The organism is Rhodanobacter sp. KK11, assembly GCF_033345435.1.
GTDB lineage: Bacteria > Pseudomonadota > Gammaproteobacteria > Xanthomonadales > Rhodanobacteraceae > Rhodanobacter.
This window is the reverse complement of sequence record NZ_JAWPMI010000005.1, coordinates 423,100-441,457: the sequence shown is the minus strand read 5'-3', so window position 1 is coordinate 441,457 and position 18,358 is coordinate 423,100. Positions and strand designations below refer to the sequence as shown.

At 69.2% G+C, this 18,358-nt stretch carries 19 protein-coding genes; 10 read left to right on the top strand and 9 right to left on the bottom strand.

The genetic code is table 11. The features are described from left to right. Positions 1-6: 6 nt before the first annotated feature. A complete protein-coding gene (locus R5H19_RS15490; protein WP_318159933.1) occupies positions 7-993 on the bottom strand; it encodes a mitochondrial fission ELM1 family protein in 987 nt (328 codons plus the stop codon). Between the two features lie 134 nt (positions 994-1,127). Between R5H19_RS15490 and R5H19_RS15485 the strand changes: the two genes are divergently transcribed. After that, positions 1,128-1,721 carry a malonic semialdehyde reductase gene (locus R5H19_RS15485; protein WP_318159932.1) on the top strand — a complete coding sequence of 198 codons (594 nt, stop codon included), beginning with the start codon at positions 1,128-1,130 and terminating at the stop codon, positions 1,719-1,721. A 37-nt stretch (positions 1,722-1,758) separates the two neighbouring features. Further along, positions 1,759-2,343, top strand: coding sequence for a YceI family protein (locus R5H19_RS15480; RefSeq protein WP_318159931.1), 585 nt, complete (start codon positions 1,759-1,761; stop codon positions 2,341-2,343). A 74-nt stretch (positions 2,344-2,417) separates the two neighbouring features. On the opposite strand, the gene R5H19_RS15475 is transcribed toward R5H19_RS15480, so the two are convergent. Further along, the gene (locus tag R5H19_RS15475; RefSeq protein ID WP_318159930.1) at positions 2,418-3,683 is read right to left on the bottom strand and encodes a Yip1 family protein; all 1,266 of its coding nucleotides are present in this window, start codon (positions 3,681-3,683) and stop codon (positions 2,418-2,420) included. Between the two features lie 200 nt (positions 3,684-3,883). Here R5H19_RS15475 and R5H19_RS15470 point away from each other — a divergent pair, with 200 nt between their 5' ends. The 4 genes from R5H19_RS15470 to R5H19_RS15455 all read left to right on the top strand — a co-directional run bounded on the left by R5H19_RS15470 (position 3,884) and on the right by R5H19_RS15455 (position 7,406). Further along, a complete protein-coding gene (locus tag R5H19_RS15470) occupies positions 3,884-4,093 on the top strand; it encodes a zinc-finger domain-containing protein (protein ID WP_318159929.1) in 210 nt (69 codons plus the stop codon). 78 nt (positions 4,094-4,171) lie between these two features. Further along, positions 4,172-5,299: a glycosyltransferase gene (locus R5H19_RS15465; RefSeq protein ID WP_318159928.1), complete on the top strand. Its 1,128-nt coding sequence runs from the start codon at positions 4,172-4,174 to the stop codon at positions 5,297-5,299. 60 nt (positions 5,300-5,359) lie between these two features. Next, the gene (locus R5H19_RS15460; RefSeq protein WP_318159927.1) at positions 5,360-6,664 is read left to right on the top strand and encodes an O-antigen ligase family protein; all 1,305 of its coding nucleotides are present in this window, start codon (positions 5,360-5,362) and stop codon (positions 6,662-6,664) included. Further along, positions 6,654-7,406 (top strand): glycosyltransferase family 2 protein, encoded by a 753-nt coding sequence (locus R5H19_RS15455; protein ID WP_318159926.1) that lies wholly within the window; start codon positions 6,654-6,656, stop codon positions 7,404-7,406. Before R5H19_RS15460 ends, R5H19_RS15455 begins: the two co-directional genes overlap by 11 nt. A gap of 9 nt (positions 7,407-7,415) precedes the next feature. On the opposite strand, the gene R5H19_RS15450 is transcribed toward R5H19_RS15455, so the two are convergent. From R5H19_RS15450 to lpxL, 3 genes are all read right to left on the bottom strand, one after another. Further along, entirely contained in the window at positions 7,416-8,489 is a 1,074-nt protein-coding gene (locus R5H19_RS15450; protein ID WP_318159925.1) for a glycosyltransferase family 4 protein, read from the bottom strand. Next, the gene (locus tag R5H19_RS15445) at positions 8,486-9,187 is read right to left on the bottom strand and encodes a polysaccharide deacetylase family protein (RefSeq protein WP_318160206.1); all 702 of its coding nucleotides are present in this window, start codon (positions 9,185-9,187) and stop codon (positions 8,486-8,488) included. Before R5H19_RS15445 ends, R5H19_RS15450 begins: the two co-directional genes overlap by 4 nt. 252 nt (positions 9,188-9,439) lie before the next feature. Then, positions 9,440-10,357, bottom strand: coding sequence for an LpxL/LpxP family Kdo(2)-lipid IV(A) lauroyl/palmitoleoyl acyltransferase (gene lpxL / locus R5H19_RS15440; RefSeq protein ID WP_318159924.1), 918 nt, complete (start codon positions 10,355-10,357; stop codon positions 9,440-9,442). A 144-nt stretch (positions 10,358-10,501) separates the two neighbouring features. Between lpxL and waaA the strand changes: the two genes are divergently transcribed. Then, positions 10,502-11,767: a lipid IV(A) 3-deoxy-D-manno-octulosonic acid transferase gene (gene waaA / locus R5H19_RS15435; RefSeq protein ID WP_318159923.1), complete on the top strand. Its 1,266-nt coding sequence runs from the start codon at positions 10,502-10,504 to the stop codon at positions 11,765-11,767. A gap of 86 nt (positions 11,768-11,853) precedes the next feature. On the opposite strand, the gene R5H19_RS15430 is transcribed toward waaA, so the two are convergent. Both R5H19_RS15430 and R5H19_RS15425 read right to left on the bottom strand, forming a co-directional pair. Then, a complete protein-coding gene (locus R5H19_RS15430; protein ID WP_318159922.1) occupies positions 11,854-13,155 on the bottom strand; it encodes a TolC family outer membrane protein in 1,302 nt (433 codons plus the stop codon). Between the two features lie 34 nt (positions 13,156-13,189). After that, complete coding sequence (locus R5H19_RS15425) at positions 13,190-13,849, bottom strand: protein-L-isoaspartate O-methyltransferase (protein ID WP_318159921.1); 660 nt, start codon at positions 13,847-13,849, stop codon at positions 13,190-13,192. A 270-nt stretch (positions 13,850-14,119) separates the two neighbouring features. Between R5H19_RS15425 and R5H19_RS15420 the strand changes: the two genes are divergently transcribed. Next, positions 14,120-14,767: a TetR/AcrR family transcriptional regulator gene (locus R5H19_RS15420; RefSeq protein ID WP_318159920.1), complete on the top strand. Its 648-nt coding sequence runs from the start codon at positions 14,120-14,122 to the stop codon at positions 14,765-14,767. Between the two features lie 132 nt (positions 14,768-14,899). After that, entirely contained in the window at positions 14,900-15,496 is a 597-nt protein-coding gene (locus tag R5H19_RS15415; RefSeq protein WP_318159919.1) for a DUF892 family protein, read from the top strand. Positions 15,497-15,511: 15 nt separating this feature from the next. Here the strand turns inward: R5H19_RS15415 and R5H19_RS15410 are convergent, their stop codons facing one another. Then, positions 15,512-16,528 (bottom strand): zinc-binding alcohol dehydrogenase family protein, encoded by a 1,017-nt coding sequence (locus R5H19_RS15410; protein ID WP_318159918.1) that lies wholly within the window; start codon positions 16,526-16,528, stop codon positions 15,512-15,514. 190 nt (positions 16,529-16,718) lie between these two features. Here R5H19_RS15410 and R5H19_RS15405 point away from each other — a divergent pair, with 190 nt between their 5' ends. Continuing rightward, positions 16,719-17,741: a DUF2333 family protein gene (locus tag R5H19_RS15405; protein ID WP_318159917.1), complete on the top strand. Its 1,023-nt coding sequence runs from the start codon at positions 16,719-16,721 to the stop codon at positions 17,739-17,741. A gap of 61 nt (positions 17,742-17,802) precedes the next feature. Here the strand turns inward: R5H19_RS15405 and ppa are convergent, their stop codons facing one another. Beyond that, positions 17,803-18,342, bottom strand: coding sequence for an inorganic diphosphatase (ppa, locus tag R5H19_RS15400; protein WP_318159916.1), 540 nt, complete (start codon positions 18,340-18,342; stop codon positions 17,803-17,805). Positions 18,343-18,358 lie beyond the last annotated feature (16 nt).

The window sequence follows — 18,358 nt, the reverse complement described above, 5'->3', positions numbered from 1 at the left end:
CCCGCTTCAGCCCGGCCGTTGCGCCGCCTGCCGCAGCGCGATGCGCTCGCGCAGCGTGGCGGCGATGGCGGCGGTTTCGCGCAGCGGCGCCTGCCGCGCCGGCGCCGCCGCGCCGAGGTCGTGCAGCAGGCCGGCCGCACGCAGCGCCTGATGGAAACGTGCGATCTTCGGCGGCAGCGGCGCGGCGGCCAGGGTCTCCACCGGGCAGCCGACGGCACAGGCTTCCGAGAGCATGTTCACCGAGTCAGGGGTGACCACCAGCCGATCGGCCCAGCCGAGCACGCCGGGATAGGGGTTGCGGCCGTCGTCGGGGCCGGCCCAGACCAGGCCGGGCACGTCGTGCAGCGCACGCCGGAAAATTTCCACCAGCACCGGCGGGGTGCGTCGCGAGCCCAGCACCAGCAGGCTGCCGCCGTCGCGGTTCCGGCGTTCGAGCAGGCGCACGGCCAGCCGGCGGGCGTAGTCGGCGTCCAGCGCGATGCCGTGGCGCGGGCCGCCGAGCAGCACGCCCACGCGCGGTTGTGGCAGTTCGGCAAAGCCGGGACAGGCATCGCGGCCGTCGGCCAGCCATTCGTCGTCCACCGAATTCAGCGAACCGAGCGGGCACAGCACGTTGGGGCCGTCGAGCTGGTCGTGGCGGGGCGCGATCACCGTGTCCCAGTGCGCAGGATCGAGGCGTGGGTCCAGGATCTGCACGGTGTGGCAGCGGCCGTCCGCCAACCGGTGCAGCAGGCGGGTGTACAGCGCGGCGGTGCGGCCGCAACCGATCGCCACCGTCGGCCACGGCGGCGCGAACAGGCGGCGCTGGCGAGCGGGCAGGGCGAGTCGGCCACCCGGTGTCAGCCGCGGTGCCAGCCACGACCATGGCGCCCGCGGCTGCAGTACCAGGTGGCGCAGCGGCAGTTGCAGGTGTTCGGCCAGCGCGAGCGCCTGGCGCTGGTTGCCGGCGGCGTTGTCGGTGATCACCCAGCATTCGCCATGCAGATTCAGCATGGGCGCAAGCGTCGCGGCATTGTTTCCCGAATGAACACTGTATGTTCCTTTTATGGGTGGACTGTTCGCGTGCGACCACCTATAAACTGGCCGGATGGCGTCATTGCCGGCGCGTCTTTCCACAGAGGATACCGATGAGCGAGTTGCTTTCCGAGGCCAGTCTCGACCAGTTGTTCCGTCACGCCCGCACGTTCAATGCGTGGCTGCCGAAGGAGGTGAGCGACGAGCAGCTAAGGCAGATCTACGAGCTGGCCAAGTTCGGGCCGACCAGCGCGAACTCCTCGCCGGCGCGGGTGGTGTTCGTGAAATCGAAGGCGGCGAAGGCGAAGCTGGAGCCGTTCCTGTCCGAGGGCAACCGTGCCAAGACCATGGAGGCGCCGGTCACCGCGATCGTGGCCACCGACCACCAGTTCTACGAGCAGTTGCCGAAGCTGTTCCCGCATACCGACGCGAGGAGCTGGTTCGTCGGGAACCAGCCGCTGATCGACACCACCGCATTCCGCAACGCCACCCTGCAGGGCGCCTACCTGCTGCTGGCGGCGCGCGCGGTCGGACTGGACTGCGGCCCGATGTCCGGCTTCGACAACGCCGGCGTGGACGCGGCGTTCTTCGCCGGCACCGCGGTCAAGTCGAATTTCCTGATCAGCATCGGCTATGGCGATGCCAGCCGCAACCTGTTCCCGCGCAGCCCGCGGCTGGCCTTCGACGAAGCCTGCACGATCGCCTGATTCGCCATTTTTTCCATCGTTTACAGGAGCCATGTTCATGCGCGCATTGAAGTATCTCGTTCTCGCCGGCCTGCTCGGCGCCGCCGTCTCGGTGCAGGCCGCCCCGGTCACCTACAAGCTCGACCCGAACCACACGATGGTGCTGTTCAGCTGGAACCATTTCGGCTACTCCAACCCCACCGCCAACCTCGGCCTGGGCGAGGGCACCCTGGTGTTCGACGAGCAGCACCCGGCCAACTCCAGTGTGGAAGTGAGCCTGCCGCTGGACCTGCTCGACACCCACGTGCCGGCACTGGACGAGCACCTGAAGAAGGCGGACTTCCTCGATGCCGGCCAGTACCCGCTGGTGACCTTCAAGAGCACGGCGGTGCAGCCGCTGGGCGGCAACAAGTTCAAGGTCACCGGCAACCTCACCGTGCACGGCGTGACCAGGCCGGTGGTGCTGGACGCGACGTTGAACAAGCTCGGGCCGCACCCGATGACCAAGGCGCCATCGATCGGCTTCGATGCCACCGCCAGCATCAAGCGTTCGGATTTCGGCGTCGGCGGCTACGTGCCCAACGTCGGCGACGAGCTGAGCATCCGCATCACCACCGAAGCCTCGGTGCCGAAGAAGAAGTAAGCCCGCCGCTGCGGGGAGACGAAAAACCGCGCCGGTGACGGCGCGGTTTTTTTGTCGGGCGGCGAAGCCGGCGCTCAGTTCGATTTCACGCCGGCGTCCTTCAGCGACTCCAGCTTGGCCAGGTCGATGCTGGCCACCGCCTGTTTGAGCTGGTCGATGCTGTCGACGTTGCCGTTCGCCTTCACCGTGAAGCGCTTGCCGACCACCATGCTGTATTCGCCGTACTTCGACTGGGTGTCCCATTCCTCGTGGACCAGGTTGCCGTTGGCGCTGTAGGTCTTCTCGTAGCCGTGGTCGGTCTGCTTCTCTTCCTCCGGCGCCATCGCCGCGGCCAGCGACATGAAGCCCTTGGCGCCGCCGGTGTCGGAGACTTCCAGCGTGATGTGCTGGCCGTTGTCGGCGGCATAGCTGGCGCTGGCCTGGGAGATCTGCATGCCCATCGCGCTGTTGCGCTGGGCCGACAGGCTGTTGCGCTTGAGGCTGCCCAGGCTGTCGGGCAGGAACGCCTTGATCTGGTCCGGCGCCAGCGCTTCGACCGTGCCGTCGGCGCCCGACATCGCCCCCATCATCTTGCCCATCGCCTCGGACTGCGCCTTGCTGTCGCCGGATTTCTGTGCGGCGTCCATCTGCTTGCCGGCCTGCTCCATGCGCTCACCCATCGCGGCCAGCTTGCCCAGCGCACTGTTGCTGTCGACGGTGACGCGGTCGCCGTTGCTGCCGGTGATGTGCAGGCCGCCCATCGCCGCACCGGTCATCGCGGCGGTGCCGACCACGCCGGCGACGATCAGGCTGACGATCCAGCCCAGCACGATCGCGATGATCACGCTGACCGCGGTGTAGCCGCCGGCTTTTTCCGGCGGGCACTTCATGGTGTGCGGCAGGCCCAGGTACAGCAGGTAGATGCTGTAGATGCCGCCGGCCAGCACGACCAGCCAGCCCAGCCATGGCACGATCACCGCGATGCCGGCGATCCAGTAGGCAGTCCAGCTGTAGGCGACGGTCTTCAGCGCCTGCACCATGTCCTTCTGGCCGCCGAAGCTGGGCGCCAGCGCGTTGACGATCAGCGCCATCACGTACACCAGCACCAGTGACAGCGCGTAGCCCAGCACCAGATGGGTGATGCCGCCGCCGACCGAGCTGCGCACGGTGATGCCGAACACGCTGGTGCCGATCAGGGTGCCCTTGATGAAGCCGGCGATCGCCGGCAGTGCGGCGACGAGAGCGATGTAGCCGGTGTACAGGCCGCTCACCGAGGCCGGTTCGGCGACGACGGCGGGCCACTCGGTCTTCGGCGTGGCCAGGATGGCCTTGATGCGCTCGATGATCTTTCCGAAATCCATGGTCAGCTCCTAATCTCATGATGGTTGGCCCGGCGCGTGCGCCGGGTCGAGGCTGGTGTGCTCACTGCATGACGGTCGTTGCGGCAGGCCGGCGGCGGTTTCGCCACGGCTGCTTCCCCCGGTTTTCCTGCGCTGTCTCCACGACAGGAGGCTGCAGCCTGCTACCATTTGCGGCTTGATGTCCAGCCCGGAGTCCGCCGATGTCCTCCCCGCATGTTCCGCAGGTACCGCTGGTGCCGGCAAATGCCGAAAATCGTTACGAAGTGACGCGGGCGGACCTGCCGTTGTCCTGCCCGATGCCCGGCATGATGCTGTGGAATTCCCACCCCCGGGTGTACCTGTCGATCGTCGACGACGGCGGCGAATCAACCTGCGCCTACTGTGGCGCGCACTACGTGTTGCGCGACTGATCGCCCGGGCTGGCCAGCACTGCCTGCGGCATTGTTTTTGCTTGCCTTCAGGGAATGAAAGCTTCCAGCCCCGAGCTCATGTCCGGCATCGCCGTGCCCGCCAAGCTGCTGACCGTGGTCCAGTTGATCCCCGCGCTGCATTCCGGCGGCGCGGAGCGTTCGGCGCTGGAGATCGCCCGTGCGCTGGTGCAGGCCGGCCACCGTTCGGTGGTGATCTCGGCCGGCGGGCGGCTGGCCGGGCAGCTCGTGGCCGAGGGCAGCGAGCACGTCACGCTGGACCTGGGGCGCAAGTCGCTGGGGACGCTGGGCCGCCTCGGGGCGTTGCGGCGGGTGTTGCGTGAACTGAAGCCGGACATCGTGCATGCCCGCTCGCGGCTGCCGGCCTGGATGGGCTGGTGGGCGCTGAAGGGCATGACCCCGCGACCGCATTTCGTCACCACCGTGCACGGGCTCAACTCGCCCGGCCGCTACAGCGCGATCCTGCTGCGCGGCGAGCGCGTGATAGCCGTCTCGCAGACCCTGCGCGACTACGTGCTCAGCCATTACCGCTGGCTGGAGCCGGGGCGGGTACGGGTGATCCCGCGCGGCATCGACCCGGCGGCGTTCCCCTACGGGCACCGGCCGGACGACGCCTGGCAGAAGGCGTTCTTTGCCGAATTCCCGACGTTGGCAGGCGCGCCGCTGCTGACCCTGCCCGGGCGCGGCACGCGGCTGAAAGGGCACCACGACGCGATCGAACTGCTGGCCGACCTGAAGCGCCGCGGCATCGAGGCACGCTTGCTGCTGCTGGGCGTGATCGAGCCTGGGCGCGAGGCCTATGTGGCCGAGTTGCGGGAACTGATCCGGTTGCGCGGAGTGACCTCGCAGGTGGTGCTGACGCCGCCGCGGCACGACGTGCGCGATGTCTACGCGATCTCGACGCTGGTGCTGCAGCTGTCGAACAAGCCCGAATCGTTCGGGCGCACGGTGATCGAGGCGCTGTCGCTGTGCCGGCCGGTGCTGGGCTACGCCCATGGCGGCGTGGGCGAGCTGCTGGCCGAGCTGTATCCGGCCGGCCGCGTGCCGCCGGGCGACCGCGAACGGCTAGTCGAGCGGGCCGCCGAGCTGCTGCGCGTGGCGCCGCCGATCCCGCCGCTGCAGAGCTATCGCCTGAGCGACATGCAGCAGGCCACGCTGGCGCTGTACGACGAGCTGGCCGCCGGCTGAGGCGGCGGCGGGCGCGTCTGCTCGCCTACAATGCGGGATCGTCTTTGTCACGGTCCGCGCATGCATTCCTTCACCGCCTCGCTCAAGGCCGCGCTGCGTTCCCCGCTGCTGCCGTTCTGGCTGGTGGTCGCGTTGCTGCCGTTCGGGCGCAGCTCGGAGCTGGGTACCGTGCTGTGCCTGCTCGGCGTGATCCTGTTGTTCATGCGCGAGCCGCAGGCGCTGCGCGGGCACCCCGGCGCGCAGCTGCTGCTGTGGCTGCTGGCGGCCTATGTGGGAGCGGCGCTGCTGTCGGCGCCGGATGCGATCCGGCCGGGCAAGAGCTGGGGCACGGTGCTCGCGCTGCTGCGCTACGTGCCGCTGGGCCTGTACGCCTGCTTCGCGATCCGCCGTGCGGACAAGCTGCACGCGTTGTACGTGGCGGTGGCGTGGGTGCTGGCGCTGTGGTGCGCCGACGCCTGGGTGCAGGCGCTGACCGGCTGGAGCCTGGGCGGGCGCGCCGAGGCCGAACGCGTCTCCGGCATCTTCGGCGCGGACAACCTCAAGCTCGGCCCGACCCTGGCGGTACTGTCGCCGTTCGCCCTGTGGGCGGCGCGGCGGCGCTGGGGCTTGCCGGGCCTGCTGCTCGCCTTCCTGCTGATGTTGGGGCCGGTGCTGCTGGCCGGCTCGCGCGCGGCGTGGCTGTGCTATGCGCTGGTGGCACTGGGCTTTGCCTGGCGCGAGGCGCGTGCGCCGCTGCGTTTCGCCGGCTTCTGCACAGCCGCGGCGGTGCTGCTGGCGCTGGCCGGCGGCATTGCCTGGAAGACTTCCCCGCGCTTCCACGATCGCATGGAGCGCACCTTGTTCGCGTTGCAGGGCACCGACCAGTCCATCGACACCGCGCTCAGCGGCCGGCTCGAAATCTGGCACACCGGCGTCGCCATGTTCATGGCGCACCCGATCAATGGCGTCGGCGTGCGCGGCTTCCGCTACGCGTATCCGCAATATGCCGCGGCGAACGACCATTTCGTGGTGACCACGGAAGCCTGCGGTGTCGGTGAGGGCGCCTGTCATGCGCATCAGCTGGTGCTGGAGGTGCTGGACGAGACCGGCACGCTCGGCCTCGCGCTGTGGCTGGCCGGCGTGGCGCTGGCCTGGCGCGCGTGGCGGCGGGTCGGCGCGGCGGCGCGCGAGCAGGCGTTTCCGGCCACGCTGGCGCTTGGCGTGATGCTGTTCCCGCTGAACACCCACCTGGCGTTCTATTCGGCGTGGTGGGGGTTGCTGTTCGGTTGGCTGCTCGGGCTGTGGTGCGCTGGTTTATTCGCTGCCGGCATCCCTGCCGGACCCCTCAAGGAAGCACTCGCCCCGGAGACGCGCGATGGGGCGTGAAGCATTGTCGGTGGTGGTGACCACGTTCAACAGCGCTGCGACGCTCGACGCCTGTCTGTGCGGGGTGAGCTGGGCCGACGAGATCGTGGTGCTGGACTCGGGCTCGACCGACGCCACCGCGTCGATCGCCGCGCACTACGGTGCGCGTATCCACACCCAGCCGTTCGCCGGCTACAGCGCGCAGAAGCAGGCGGCGATCGATCTGGCCAGCCATCGCTGGGTGCTGCTGCTGGATTCCGACGAGTCGTTGGACGCGGACGCCGCTGCGCGGTTGCAGCAGGCACTGCTGGCGCCGGCCCATGCGGGCTACCAGTTGTGGCGGCGCGAGTGGCAGTTCTGGCGCTGGCAGTCGCGGCGCGGCCGGCTCAACCGTTACGTGCGCCTGTTCGACCGGCAACGCGCGCGGATGAGCGGCCACGAGGTGCATGAGGAGGTGCTGGTGGACGGCCCGGTGGGCGCGCTCGACGTGGTCATCGACCATCATGGCGAGCCCGACATCGCCGGTCGCGTGGCCAAGGCGAACCGCTACTCCAGCCTGCAACAGGCCGACCTGGCCGGGCGCCGCGTCGGCTGGCTGCGACTGCGCATGGTGGCGTATCCGGCGGTGGCATTCCTGCGCTATTACGTACTGCGCGGACACTGGCGCTCGGGCTGGGCTGGCTTCATCGCCGCGCGCATCCATGCGTTCTATGCGTTCCTGAAGTACGCCAAGCTGTACGAGCGACGGCGACCGCGGGACTGATTCGGCGCGTCAGCCGCCAAGGATCTGCAGGAACTGGGCGGCGATCACCGGCATGCTGAAACGCTGCTGCACGTAGTCGTGCGCGGCAGCGCCCATCGACGCCAGCAGGGCCGGATCGCACAGCTTCAGGATCGCCTCGCGCCGCGCCGCCACGTCGCCCGGCGGCAGCAGCAGGCCGGTCACGCCCGCCTCGAGCGTTTCGGGAATGCCGCCGATGTCGCTGCCCAGCACGGGGACGCCGGCAGCTTGCGCCTCGACCGAGACCCGGCCGAAGGTTTCGGTGGCGACCGACGGGAAGGCCAGCATGGAGAGCGCGCTGTAGTAGGGCAGCACGTCCGGGATCCAGCCCGGGAAGTGGTGCCGGTCCGCGGTCGGGTCCGCGGCGGCGCGCTGGCGCAGCGCCGCGGCGTCCGGGCCGTCGCCCAGCCACAGGCAATGCAGCCGCGGCTGTTGCGCCATCGCCGCACTGACCGCTTCGAACAGCGGGAAGATGCCCTTGCCGCCGTGCATGCGGCCGCTGTAGCCGAGCACGATCGCTTCCTCGTCCAGGCCGAGTGCGCGCAGGATCTCGCGGCGACGGCGCGGATCGGGCCGGCACAGTTCCATGTTGACCGGGTTGTAGAGCACCCGCACCAGCTGGGCGGGAACACCCTGGTCCAGGTAGGCCCGGCGCGCATGCTCCGAGACGGCGAGGAAGCGTTGCGCAAGACGGGGGATCAGCCAGGCGGAAAGGCGTTTCATCGGTGGCGTGCGATGCCGGAACAGCGCCACCGGGATGTGCAGCAGCCGTCCGATCAGGATCAGCGGCCAGTACTCCTTGCCGAAATTGCCCACCAGCCAGTCCGGTTTCAGCTGCCGTGCCGCCCGGATGACGGCGACATAGCCGCGCAGGTCGAACACGTTGCAGAACTTCGCGCCGTAGCGCTGGACGCCGGAGCCGGTCAGCCCCTGCCAGATCAGTCCGCCGGGATAGACCACGGCGCCGACCCGGTGCCCGGCCGTGGCCATCGCCTGCGCCAAGGCGACGAAGTGGCTGGCGGTGCCGGTGTTTTCGGGATGGGTGCCGACGAAGAGCAGCTTCACGCGCGGCGATCCTCGTAGCGCGACAGCACGCGCAGGGCGAACTGCGGCAGCAGGTGGTGGCGCGCCACCTGCACCCGCGGCAGCTGCCACAGGTCCATGCCGGCAGTGGCGCGGCCGCGCCGGGTGGTCGTCGCGGCGGCGAAGCCGGCCTCGCGCACCATGCCAGCCACGCGCTCGTCGGCGTCGCCGTACGGGTAGCAGAACTGCGTGACCGCCGTGCCGAGGCGATCTTCCAGCGTGGCCTTGCTACCATGGATCTCGTCGCGCAGCTGCGCGTCGTCGCATTGCGTCAGACGGGGGTGGCTGCGGCTGTGCGCGCCGATTTCCATGCCGCCGCGCTGCCAGTCACGCAACTGCTCCGCCGACATCAGCGGCTTGCGCACGCCCAGCCGCTCGGCGTCCCACTGGTTGTATCGGCCGATGCTGCCGCTGACCACGTAGCAGGTGGCGCTGAAGCCGTGGCGCTGCAGGATGGGCAGGGCGGCGTCCAGGTTGTCCACGTAGCCGTCGTCCAGCGTGATCACGGCGACACGGCCGCGGCGCTCGCCGCGCAGGTACGGCATCGCGGCCGACATGGACAGCCCGGTGTAGCCGAGCCGGCGCAGCAGCCACATCTGTCGCGCGAAGGCGGCCGGGCTCACGAACAGGCTGCGATACACGCGCAGGCCGCGCGGGGCACGCGCGACGTTGTGGTACATCAGGATGGGCAGGCGCGGTGCGCCCCGCGCGGCGTCGTCGCTCACTTTCCAACTCCCGTGCCGGTGTGGCGCAAAGGAGTGGCGGGTCCGCACAGGCCTGGCGGTGCCGCCGGGCCGGGCGGGCCGGCGACCTGCGCGGATCGGGACGCTTGCGCAAAGTCGCCACTCGAATGCGGGGCGGGTCGCCGGAGTCGACCCCGATCCCGAAGCGGCGCCATTCTCGGCGGACCTGGCTTTCGCCCGGCTTACGACTCAGTAGATCGCGGGCGCGCCGGGCGGGCGGGTCTTGAAACGCTTGTGCACCCACAGGTACTGCTCGGGCGCCTCGCGCACCATCTGCTCGATGCAGGCGTTGATGCGGGTGGTGTCGGCTTCCACGTCGACGCCGGGGAAGCCGTCCAGCGGCGCGCCGAGGCGCAGCGCGTAACCCTCGCCATCGGGCAGGCGGCGATGGAAAAACGGGATCACCAGCGCGCCGGACATCCGCGCCAGATGATGAGTGGCGGTGATGGTGGCCGCCGGCACGCCGAAGAACGGCGCGAACACGGTGTCCTTGCTGCGCATGTCCTGGTCCGGCGCGTACCAGAGCGTGCCGCCGCCGCGCAGGTATTTCACGGTGCCGCGGATGTCGTCCTTTTCGAACATCGCGTCGGCATAGTCCAGTCGCGCACGCAGCACCACCCATTCGAACACGGCCGAGTCCATGCGGCGGTACATGCCGGCGATGCGGATGCGCTGCGAGACCAGCCGCGCGCACAGCTCCAGGTGCGAGAAGTGTCCGCCCACCAGCAGCACGCCCCTGCCTTGCGCGCGCGCTGCTGCGAGGTGTTCCAGTCCATCGATGCGGGTCGGGATGCCGGCGATGCGCTGGTCGCTGCCCATCCAGCCCAGCGCGAATTCCACCAGCATCAGGCCGATGTCGCGCAGATTCGCGTCGACCAGCGCGGCGCGCGCGGCAGCGTCGAGTTCGGGGAAGCACAACGCGATGTTCGCCGCGGCGATGCGCCGGCGCGCGGAAGGAACCCGCCGCACCAGTGCGCCGAGCCGGCGGCCCAGCCACATCAGCGCGCGCTGCGGCAGCCGCGCGATCAACCAGATCACGCCCACACCCAGCCAGGCCGGCCAGTGGCGCGGCGCAAGCAGGGGACGGGTGAAGTTGGGGCGGGGCATGCCGGGCATCGCGCACATTGTAGTGGAGGCAGCGAGCCGGCAGCCGGCGGCGCGAGCGGAGCGTGTCGCCCGCCCTGGCCGCGATGGCCGGTGCAGCATGCTTCGCTCTCGTATACTGCCGCGCTGGACTGACGGGCCCCGACGTTGCGCTACCTCTATACCCTCGCGATGTATCTGGCGACGCCGCTGCTGGTGCTGCGGCTGCTGGCGCGCGGAGTGCGTTCGCGGCCCTATCACCGGCGCTGGCCGGAACGCTTCGGCTTCTTCGATCCGCCCGGTTTCAGCGGCAGTCTGTGGGTGCATGCGGTGTCGGTGGGCGAGGTGAACGCGGCCGAGCCGCTGATCAAGGCGCTGCGCCGGGATTACCCGAACGCGCCGCTGGTGATCACCACGGTCACGCCGACCGGCACCGCGCGCGTGCAGCAGCTGTTCGGCGACAGCGTGTTCCACGTCTACCTGCCGTACGACCTGCCGTACGCGGTGGGCCGCTTCCTGAAGAAGGTCCGGCCGCGGCTGGCGCTGATCGTGGAAACCGAGATCTGGCCGAACCTGTACTTCGCCTGCCGCCGGCGCGGCATCCCGCTGATGATCGTCAACGCGCGCTTGTCGGAACGCTCGCTGCGCGGCTACAAGCCGCTGCGCGGGTTGTTGCGCTCGGCGTTGCGCTGCGTGCGCCTGATCGCCGCGCAGTCGCGCACCGATGCGGCGCGCTACCGCCTGCTCGGGGCCGATCCCGAACAGGTGCTGGTCACCGGCAACATGAAGTTCGACATGCCGATACCGGACGGCGCGGTGACGGAAGGCGCCGCGATGCGCGGGCACTGGGGGGCGCGGCGGCCGGTATGGATGGCGGCCAGCACCCACGAAGGCGAGGAGCTGGCGGTGCTGGAGGCGCACCTGCAGGTGCTCAAGCGCCTGCCCGACGCGCTGCTGCTGCTGGCGCCGCGCCATCCGGAGCGCTTCAGGCTGGTCGAGCACGCGGTGCGCAGTCTCGGCTTCACGGTCGCCACGCGCAGCCTCGAAGGCGTGCCGTCGGTATCGCACCAGGTCTTCGTGATCGATGCCATGGGGCAACTGATGCCGTTCTTCGCGGCATCCGACCTGGCCTTCGTCGGCGGCAGCCTGGTGCCGATCGGTGGCCACAATGTGCTGGAGCCGGCCGCGCTGTCGGTGCCGGTGCTGGTGGGGCCGCACACCTTCAATTTCGAGGAGATCACCCGCAGCCTGATCGAGGAAGGCGGCGCCGAACGCGTGGCCGATGCCGTCCAGCTGGGGCCGGCCGCGCTGCAGCTGCTGCTCGACGCGGCGAAGCGCGAGCGGATGGGGCAGGCCGCGCAGTCCGTCTTCGAGCGCGAGCGCGGCGCGGTGCAGCGGGTCATGCAGCTGATCGACGCCTTGCTGCAGGAATGACCGGCCGCAAAACCAAAGACGGCCGGGTGTGGCCCGGCCGTCTTTGGGATTTGCGCGTGCGCTGCCCGGGAGCCGCGGACAGGCGCTTACTGCAGCAGCGCGTTGATCGTCTCGATGTCCTTCAGGTCGGCCGTGCCCGCCGTCTGTTTCAGCAGCAGCTTGTTCAGGATGAACTGGTGGCGGGCCTGCGAGTAGCTGCTCTCCGAGGAGGTCAGGGTCTGGATCGCCAGCAGCACGTTGGTCATGGTCTGGGTGCCCACCTCGAAGCCGGCGCGGGTCGCTTCCAGCGCCTTGCGGCCGGATTCCACCGAGGCCTTCGCCGATTCCACCTGGGCGATGCCGGCGATCACCGAGCGGTAGTAGTTGAGCGTGTCGCGCACCACCTGGCGGCGCTGCGCCTCCATCGCGTCGGTGGCCGCGTCGCGCTGGTAGATCGACTGGCGCACGCGCGACTGGGTCAGGCCGCCGGAGAAGATCGGCACGTTGAGAGTCAGCCCGATCGTGGTCGAGGCCGGATCGCGGTAGCGCGCCGAGACGTTGGTGTCGGACCAGCCGGCGTCCTTGCCGTAGGTGATGCCGGCGGTGATCGTGGGCAGGTGGCCGGCGCGCGCGGCGCTGATGTTGTGCTCGGCGGTCCGCACGTTGTATTTCTGGGTGAGCAGGTTGGGGTTGGTTTCCAGCGCCTGCTTGACCCAGCTGTCCTGGTCGGCCGGCGAAGGCGGATCCATCGGCAGGTCGTCGCGCAGCTTCTTCAGGTCGCCGGTGGGCTTGCCGGTGATCTGGGCCAGCGCCTCGCGGGCATCGTTGAGCGCATTCTGCGCGGCGATGGTCTGCGACTTGGCGGCCTCGTAGTAGGCCTTGGCCTGGTACACGTCGGTGATCGCCGAGAGGCCGACCTTGAAACGCTGGTCGGACTGCTCGTACTGCTGGCGGAAGGCGTCCTCGTTGGCCTTGGCGTAGGTCAACTCGTCCTCGCTGGTGAGCACGCCGAAATAGGCGGAAGCGACGCGCACGTACAGTTCCTGCGCGGCGGCCTGGTACAGCTCGTCCTGCGCGTCCGCCGCCGAGTGCGCGGCCTTGAGGTTGGCGTACTTGCTGAAGTCGAGCACGGTCTGGCTGAGCGTGCCGTTGATCGAGCGCGAGCGCGCATGGCCGACCAGGTTGCCGCCGCGAGTCTGGTTCAGGCTCATGCTGGCGTTGATCTGCGGCAGCAGCAGCGCGCGTGCCTGGGCCACCCCTTCGCCGGTGGCCAGTCGCGAGGCGTCGGCCTGCGACAGCACCGGGTCGTTGGCGCGTGCTTCGCGGTAGGCGTCGAGCAGATCCTCGCCGTGGCTGGGCAGCGAGATGGCGGCCAGGGCCAAGGTGAGGGTAAGCAGCTTCAAGCGCATGGGGTGCCTCGTGGGGGAAGAACGGGGACGAGAGTCAGAATACGAACCGCCGCGGCGGTTCGGCGTGGACCAGGTAGGGCAGGTCGGTTTCGAACAGGGCTTCTTCGCGATAGCGGCCGTTGCCCTCGTGGGTCAGCAGCACGACCTGCTGCGCCGGCGACTGGCCGCGCACCACCAGCGCGCGTGCAGCGGGTTTCAGCCAGGTCAACCAGCGCGGCGGCACCGCGTGCACCGCGCCGGTCACCACCAGCGCGTCGAACAGGCCATCAGGCTGCCAGTCGTTGACTGCCTCGCCGGTGGCCAGGCCGGCGTTGGCGATGCTGGCCTGCTGCAGGCGCGCGGCGGCGGCGACGGTGAAGTCGGCGTGGATGTCGACGCTGACGACCTGCGCGGCCAGGCTGGCCAGGCAGGCGGTGAGGTAGCCCGAGCCGGTGCCGATCTCCAGCACGCGGTCGGCGGGCGTGAGTTCCAGCGCCTGCAGCACGCGGCCTTCCACCACCGGTTTCATCATCACCTCGCCGTGGCCCAGCGGCAGGCACAGGTCGGCGAAGGCAAGGCGGCGGTGCTCGGGGGCGACGAAATCCTCGCGGCGCACGCGGCCGATCACGTCCAGCACGCGGCCGTCCAGCACTTCCCACGGGCGCACCTGGTTTTCCACCATGTTCGCCCGCGCCTGTTCGATGTTCATCACCATTTGCCGTGTCTCGCCGGGGTCGAAAAAGGACCAGAAAGGATAAGCGCTGGCGCCTGCCGCCACAATGACGCGCCCGGACGCTGGCAAGCCTGACGGCTGCCCGTGGAGCCACGAAGTGCCGGAAGTCATCGCGTTGCGTTGACGTTCGTCATGGCGCCCGACGCGCGTAGGCGGACAGTGGCGGCGTCGCGGTACCGTTCTGGAAAATAATTGAACCGGAGCGTATAATAAAGCTTGGGCATTTCTTTGTGAAGGCGTAAAGGTGGTGGCATGAGCAGCGCGCAGGTCAAATCCCAGGGTCCCGGTCGCCCGAAGGACATGGAGAAGCGTGCGGCGATTCTGGTGGCGGCCAAGGCGCTGTTCATCCGCAATGCGTTCGCCGGCACCAGCATGGACGCGATCGCGGCGGATGCCGGCGTGTCCAAGCTCACCGTCTACAGCCATTTCGGCGACAAGGACAACCTGTTCCGCGAGGTGATCCGCTCGCACATCCAGGACCTGCTGCCGGAGGATACCTATTACTTCGATCCGGCCTCCGACATCCGCGATACCCTGCTGCGGGTGGCGCTGACCCACGCCCACCTCGATTGCAACGCCGAAACCGTGGGCACCTTCCGCGCCATCCTCAGTGATTGCCGCCAGGGCAACCCGCGCTACGGCAGGCTGATCTGGGAGGAAGGCGCGGCGCGCACGCATGGCCTGATGGAACGCCTGCTGCAGCAGGCGGTTGACGCCGGCCAGCTCGACATCGACGACGTGCCGCGTGCCAGCGTGCAGTTCCTCTCCTTGATCAAGGGCAACCTGATGATGCGCCAGATGTTCGGCTGCGCCGAATGCCCCGAGAGCTATGCCGAGGAAATCGAACGCACGGCGCGGGCCGGCGTCGAGATGTTCCTGCGCGCCTATCGCCCGCGTTGAGTCGCCGCGGTCGAAACGAGCCGGGTGAAGTCCTCTTCACCCGGCTTTTTCATGCGCGTTACCACACTGGCCGGACTTCCGGCGTCGTCGGCAGGCCCGTCGGCGCCCATTCCACGTCTGCAGGAGCAAGCCATGGCCAAGACCAAGCCGTTCGTCAGCGACATCGAGAACATCCGCAAGCGCGCACGCCAGGACATCGACAAGGGTGCGATGACGGCGGGCTACCGCGCCGATCGCGGGACGGTGGTCAAACTGCTCAACCATGCGCTGGCCACCGAGATCGTCTGCGTGCTGCGCTACAAGTACCACTACTACATGGCCTCGGGCATCCACTCGCAGGCGATCAAGACCGAGTTCCTGCAGCACGCGGACGAGGAGCAGGGCCACGCCGACCTGATCGCCGAGCGCATCACCCAGCTCGACGGCAAGCCGAACCTGTCGCCGGAAGGCCTGCTCAGCCGCAGCCACGCCGACTACGTCGAAGGCGAGGACATCGTCGACATGATCAAGGAAGACCTGGTCGCCGAACGCATCGCCATCGACAGTTACCGCGAGATCATCAACTACATCGGCACCGACGACCCGACCACCCGCCGCATGCTGGAAGGCATCCTGGCGATGGAGGAGGAGCACGCCGAGGACATGAACACGCTGCTGGAGCAGCTCGGCAAGAAGGGCGAGCCGGCCAGGCCGTCGCCCGCCAGGAAAGCGGCGGGCAAGCGCAGCTGAGCGCGCGACGGCGCCTTACCAGCCGGCCAGCACCAGCTTGCCGATGGTGTGGCCCGATTCCAGTCGCAGGTGCGCCTCGCGCAGGTTCGCCGCGTTGATCGGCGCCAGCGTCGCGGTACGCGTGCCGCGCAGTTCGCCGGCGTCGATCAGGTCGGCGATGCGCGCGAGGATGCGGCCCTGCTCGGCCATGTCACGGGTGTGGAAGCGCGACCGCGCGAACATGAATTCCCAGTGGATGCCGATGCACTTGGCCTTGTACGGGTCGCCGATCCTCAGCGCGCCGGCGGGTTCCACGATCAGGCCCACGTGGCCCTGCGGCGCCAGCAGCTGGCCGATCGCGTCCCAGTAGCGGTCGGTGTCGGCCAGGTTCAGTACCGCGTCGACCTGGCCGAAGCCCAGCGCCTCCAGTTGCGGCGCCAGCGCGTGGCGGTGGTCGATCACGTGGTGCGCGCCCATCGTGCGGCACCAGTCGATGGTCTCGCTGCGCGAGGCGGTGGCGATCACCCTGAAGCCCGCGCGCCGCGCCAGCTGGATCGCCATCGAGCCCACTCCGCCGGCGCCGCCGATCACCAGCAGCGACTTGTCCTCGCCGCCGTGCTCGCTGTCGAACGGCATGCGCTGGAACAGCAGTTCCCACGCGGTCAGCGCGGTCAGCGGCAGCGCCGCCGCCTCGGCCAGGTCCAGCGAGCGCGGTGCGTGGCCGGCCAGGCGTGCGTCGACCAGCTGGAACTGCGCATTGCTGCCGGGGCGGGTGACGTCGCCGGCGTAGTACACGCGCTCGCCGGGGCGGAAGCCGTCGACCGCGTTGCCGGTCGCCTCCACCACGCCGGCGGCGTCGAAGCCGAGCACCTTCGGCTGCGCCTCGATCTGCGGCTTGGGCGCGCGCAGCTTGGTGTCGACCGGATTCACCGAGACCGCCTCCACCCGCACCAGCAGGTCATGCGCGCCTGGCGTCGGCGTGGGCAGCTCGACGTCGAACAGCGATTGCGGGTCGTCGATCGGCAGGTAGCGGGTCAGGGCGACGGCTTTCATGGGACGACTCCACGGTGGTTCGAAGGCCGCCCGTTCCTTTTCCTCGGTGCAGGCAGGGCGGCGCGCGCGGTGGTGTCCGATCCTACGCCTCATCGGCGCGACGAGGTGGGGCTTGCGCCGGGTCGGGCGGCGGTCACGCGGTGCAGCGTCGAGACGGTAAGCTTTGCCCATTCCCCGCAGGAGCCGTGCGATGCAGACCCCGGATACCCTGAATTCCCCGCGCCACGGCCTCCGCCGCGCCATCCTGGCCTTGCTCGCGCTGCTGGTACTGGGCGTGGCGACGCTGATGTGGTGGTGGGACACCGAACCGCCGCTGTTCGATCCGGTGGCGACGACCCAGGCGCAGATGCAGGCATTGAAGCGGCCGGTCAGCACCGGCGCGACCACCACGGTCACCCTGATCACCTCGGTGCGCACCCTGCTCGACAAGCGCGGCGGTTACCTCAGCAACGACAAGCTGCCGCCGGGCGTGCTGATGGACAACATGCCCAACTGGGAATTCGGCTCGCTGACCGCCTCGCGCGACCTGGTGCGCGCGCTGCGCAACGACTTCAGCCGCTCGCAGACGCAGTCCACCGAAGACAAGGACCTGGCCGAGGCCGATCCGTTGCTCAACAGCCCCAACGACCGCTGGTTGCTGCCCAGCTCGGAAAGCCAGTACCGCAAGGCGATCAGCCGTCTGGACGGCTATCTGGCCCGGCTCGGCGACGCCGACGACAGCAATGCGCATTTCTACGCGCGTGCCGACAACCTGGCCGACTACCTGCAGCTGGCTTCCGCAAGGCTGGGCTCGCTGTCGCAGCGGCTGTCGGCCAGCGTGGGCCAGATCCGCATCGGCGAGGTGGCCGGCGCCGACGAGCCGGCCGCCGCCGGCACAGTCGCCGCGCCCGGCGGCGGCCGCCTGGTGAAGACGCCGTGGACAAAGATCGACGACAACTTCTACGAGGCGCGCGGCTACACCTGGACGCTGCTGGAACAGCTCAAGGCGTTCCGGCGCGACTTCGGCCCGATCCTGCGCTCCAAGCACGCCGACGTCAGCCTGGAGCAGGTGATCCGCGAGCTGGAGGAGGCGCAGCGCCCGCTGCGCAGCCCGATGGTGCTGAACGGTTCGCCGTTCGGCTTCTTCGCCAACCACTCGCTGGTGATGGCGAACTACGTGTCGCGCGCCAACGCGGCGCTGATCGACCTGCGCGAACTGCTCAGACGCGGCTGAGCGCATGAACGACGAACCCCGCCGCAGCGGGGTTCGTCGGAGCCGGTCTCGGGCGGCGGGCTCAGCCGCTGATGGCGTCCTGGTAGCGCTGGAAGCCGGCCAGGATCTCGGCTTTCGCCTCGGCGGCGCCGACCCAGCCGTCCACCTTCACCCACTTGCCCTGTTCCAGGTCCTTGTAGTGCTCGAAGAAGTGGCCGATGCGCTGCAGCCAGTGCGGCGAGACGCCCTTCATGTCGTTGATGTGCGCGTAGCCGGGAAACACCTTCGGCGAGGGGATCACCACCAGCTTCTCGTCGCTGCCGGCCTCGTCGGTCATCTTCAGCATGCCGACCGGGTGGCAGCGGATTACCGAGCCGACCGCCAGCGGCAGCGGCAGGATCACCACCGCGTCCAGCGGATCGCCGTCGCCGCCCAGCGTGCGCGGCACGTAGCCGTAGTTGCACGGGTAGCGCATCGGGGTGGACAGGATGCGGTCGACGAAGATCGCGCCGCTTTCCTTCTCCACCTCGTACTTGACCGGCTCGGCATCCTTGGGAATCTCGATGATGACGTTGATTTCTTCCGGCACGTTGCGGCCGGCGGAGACGAGGTGCAGACCCATGGACTGTCCTTGGCGG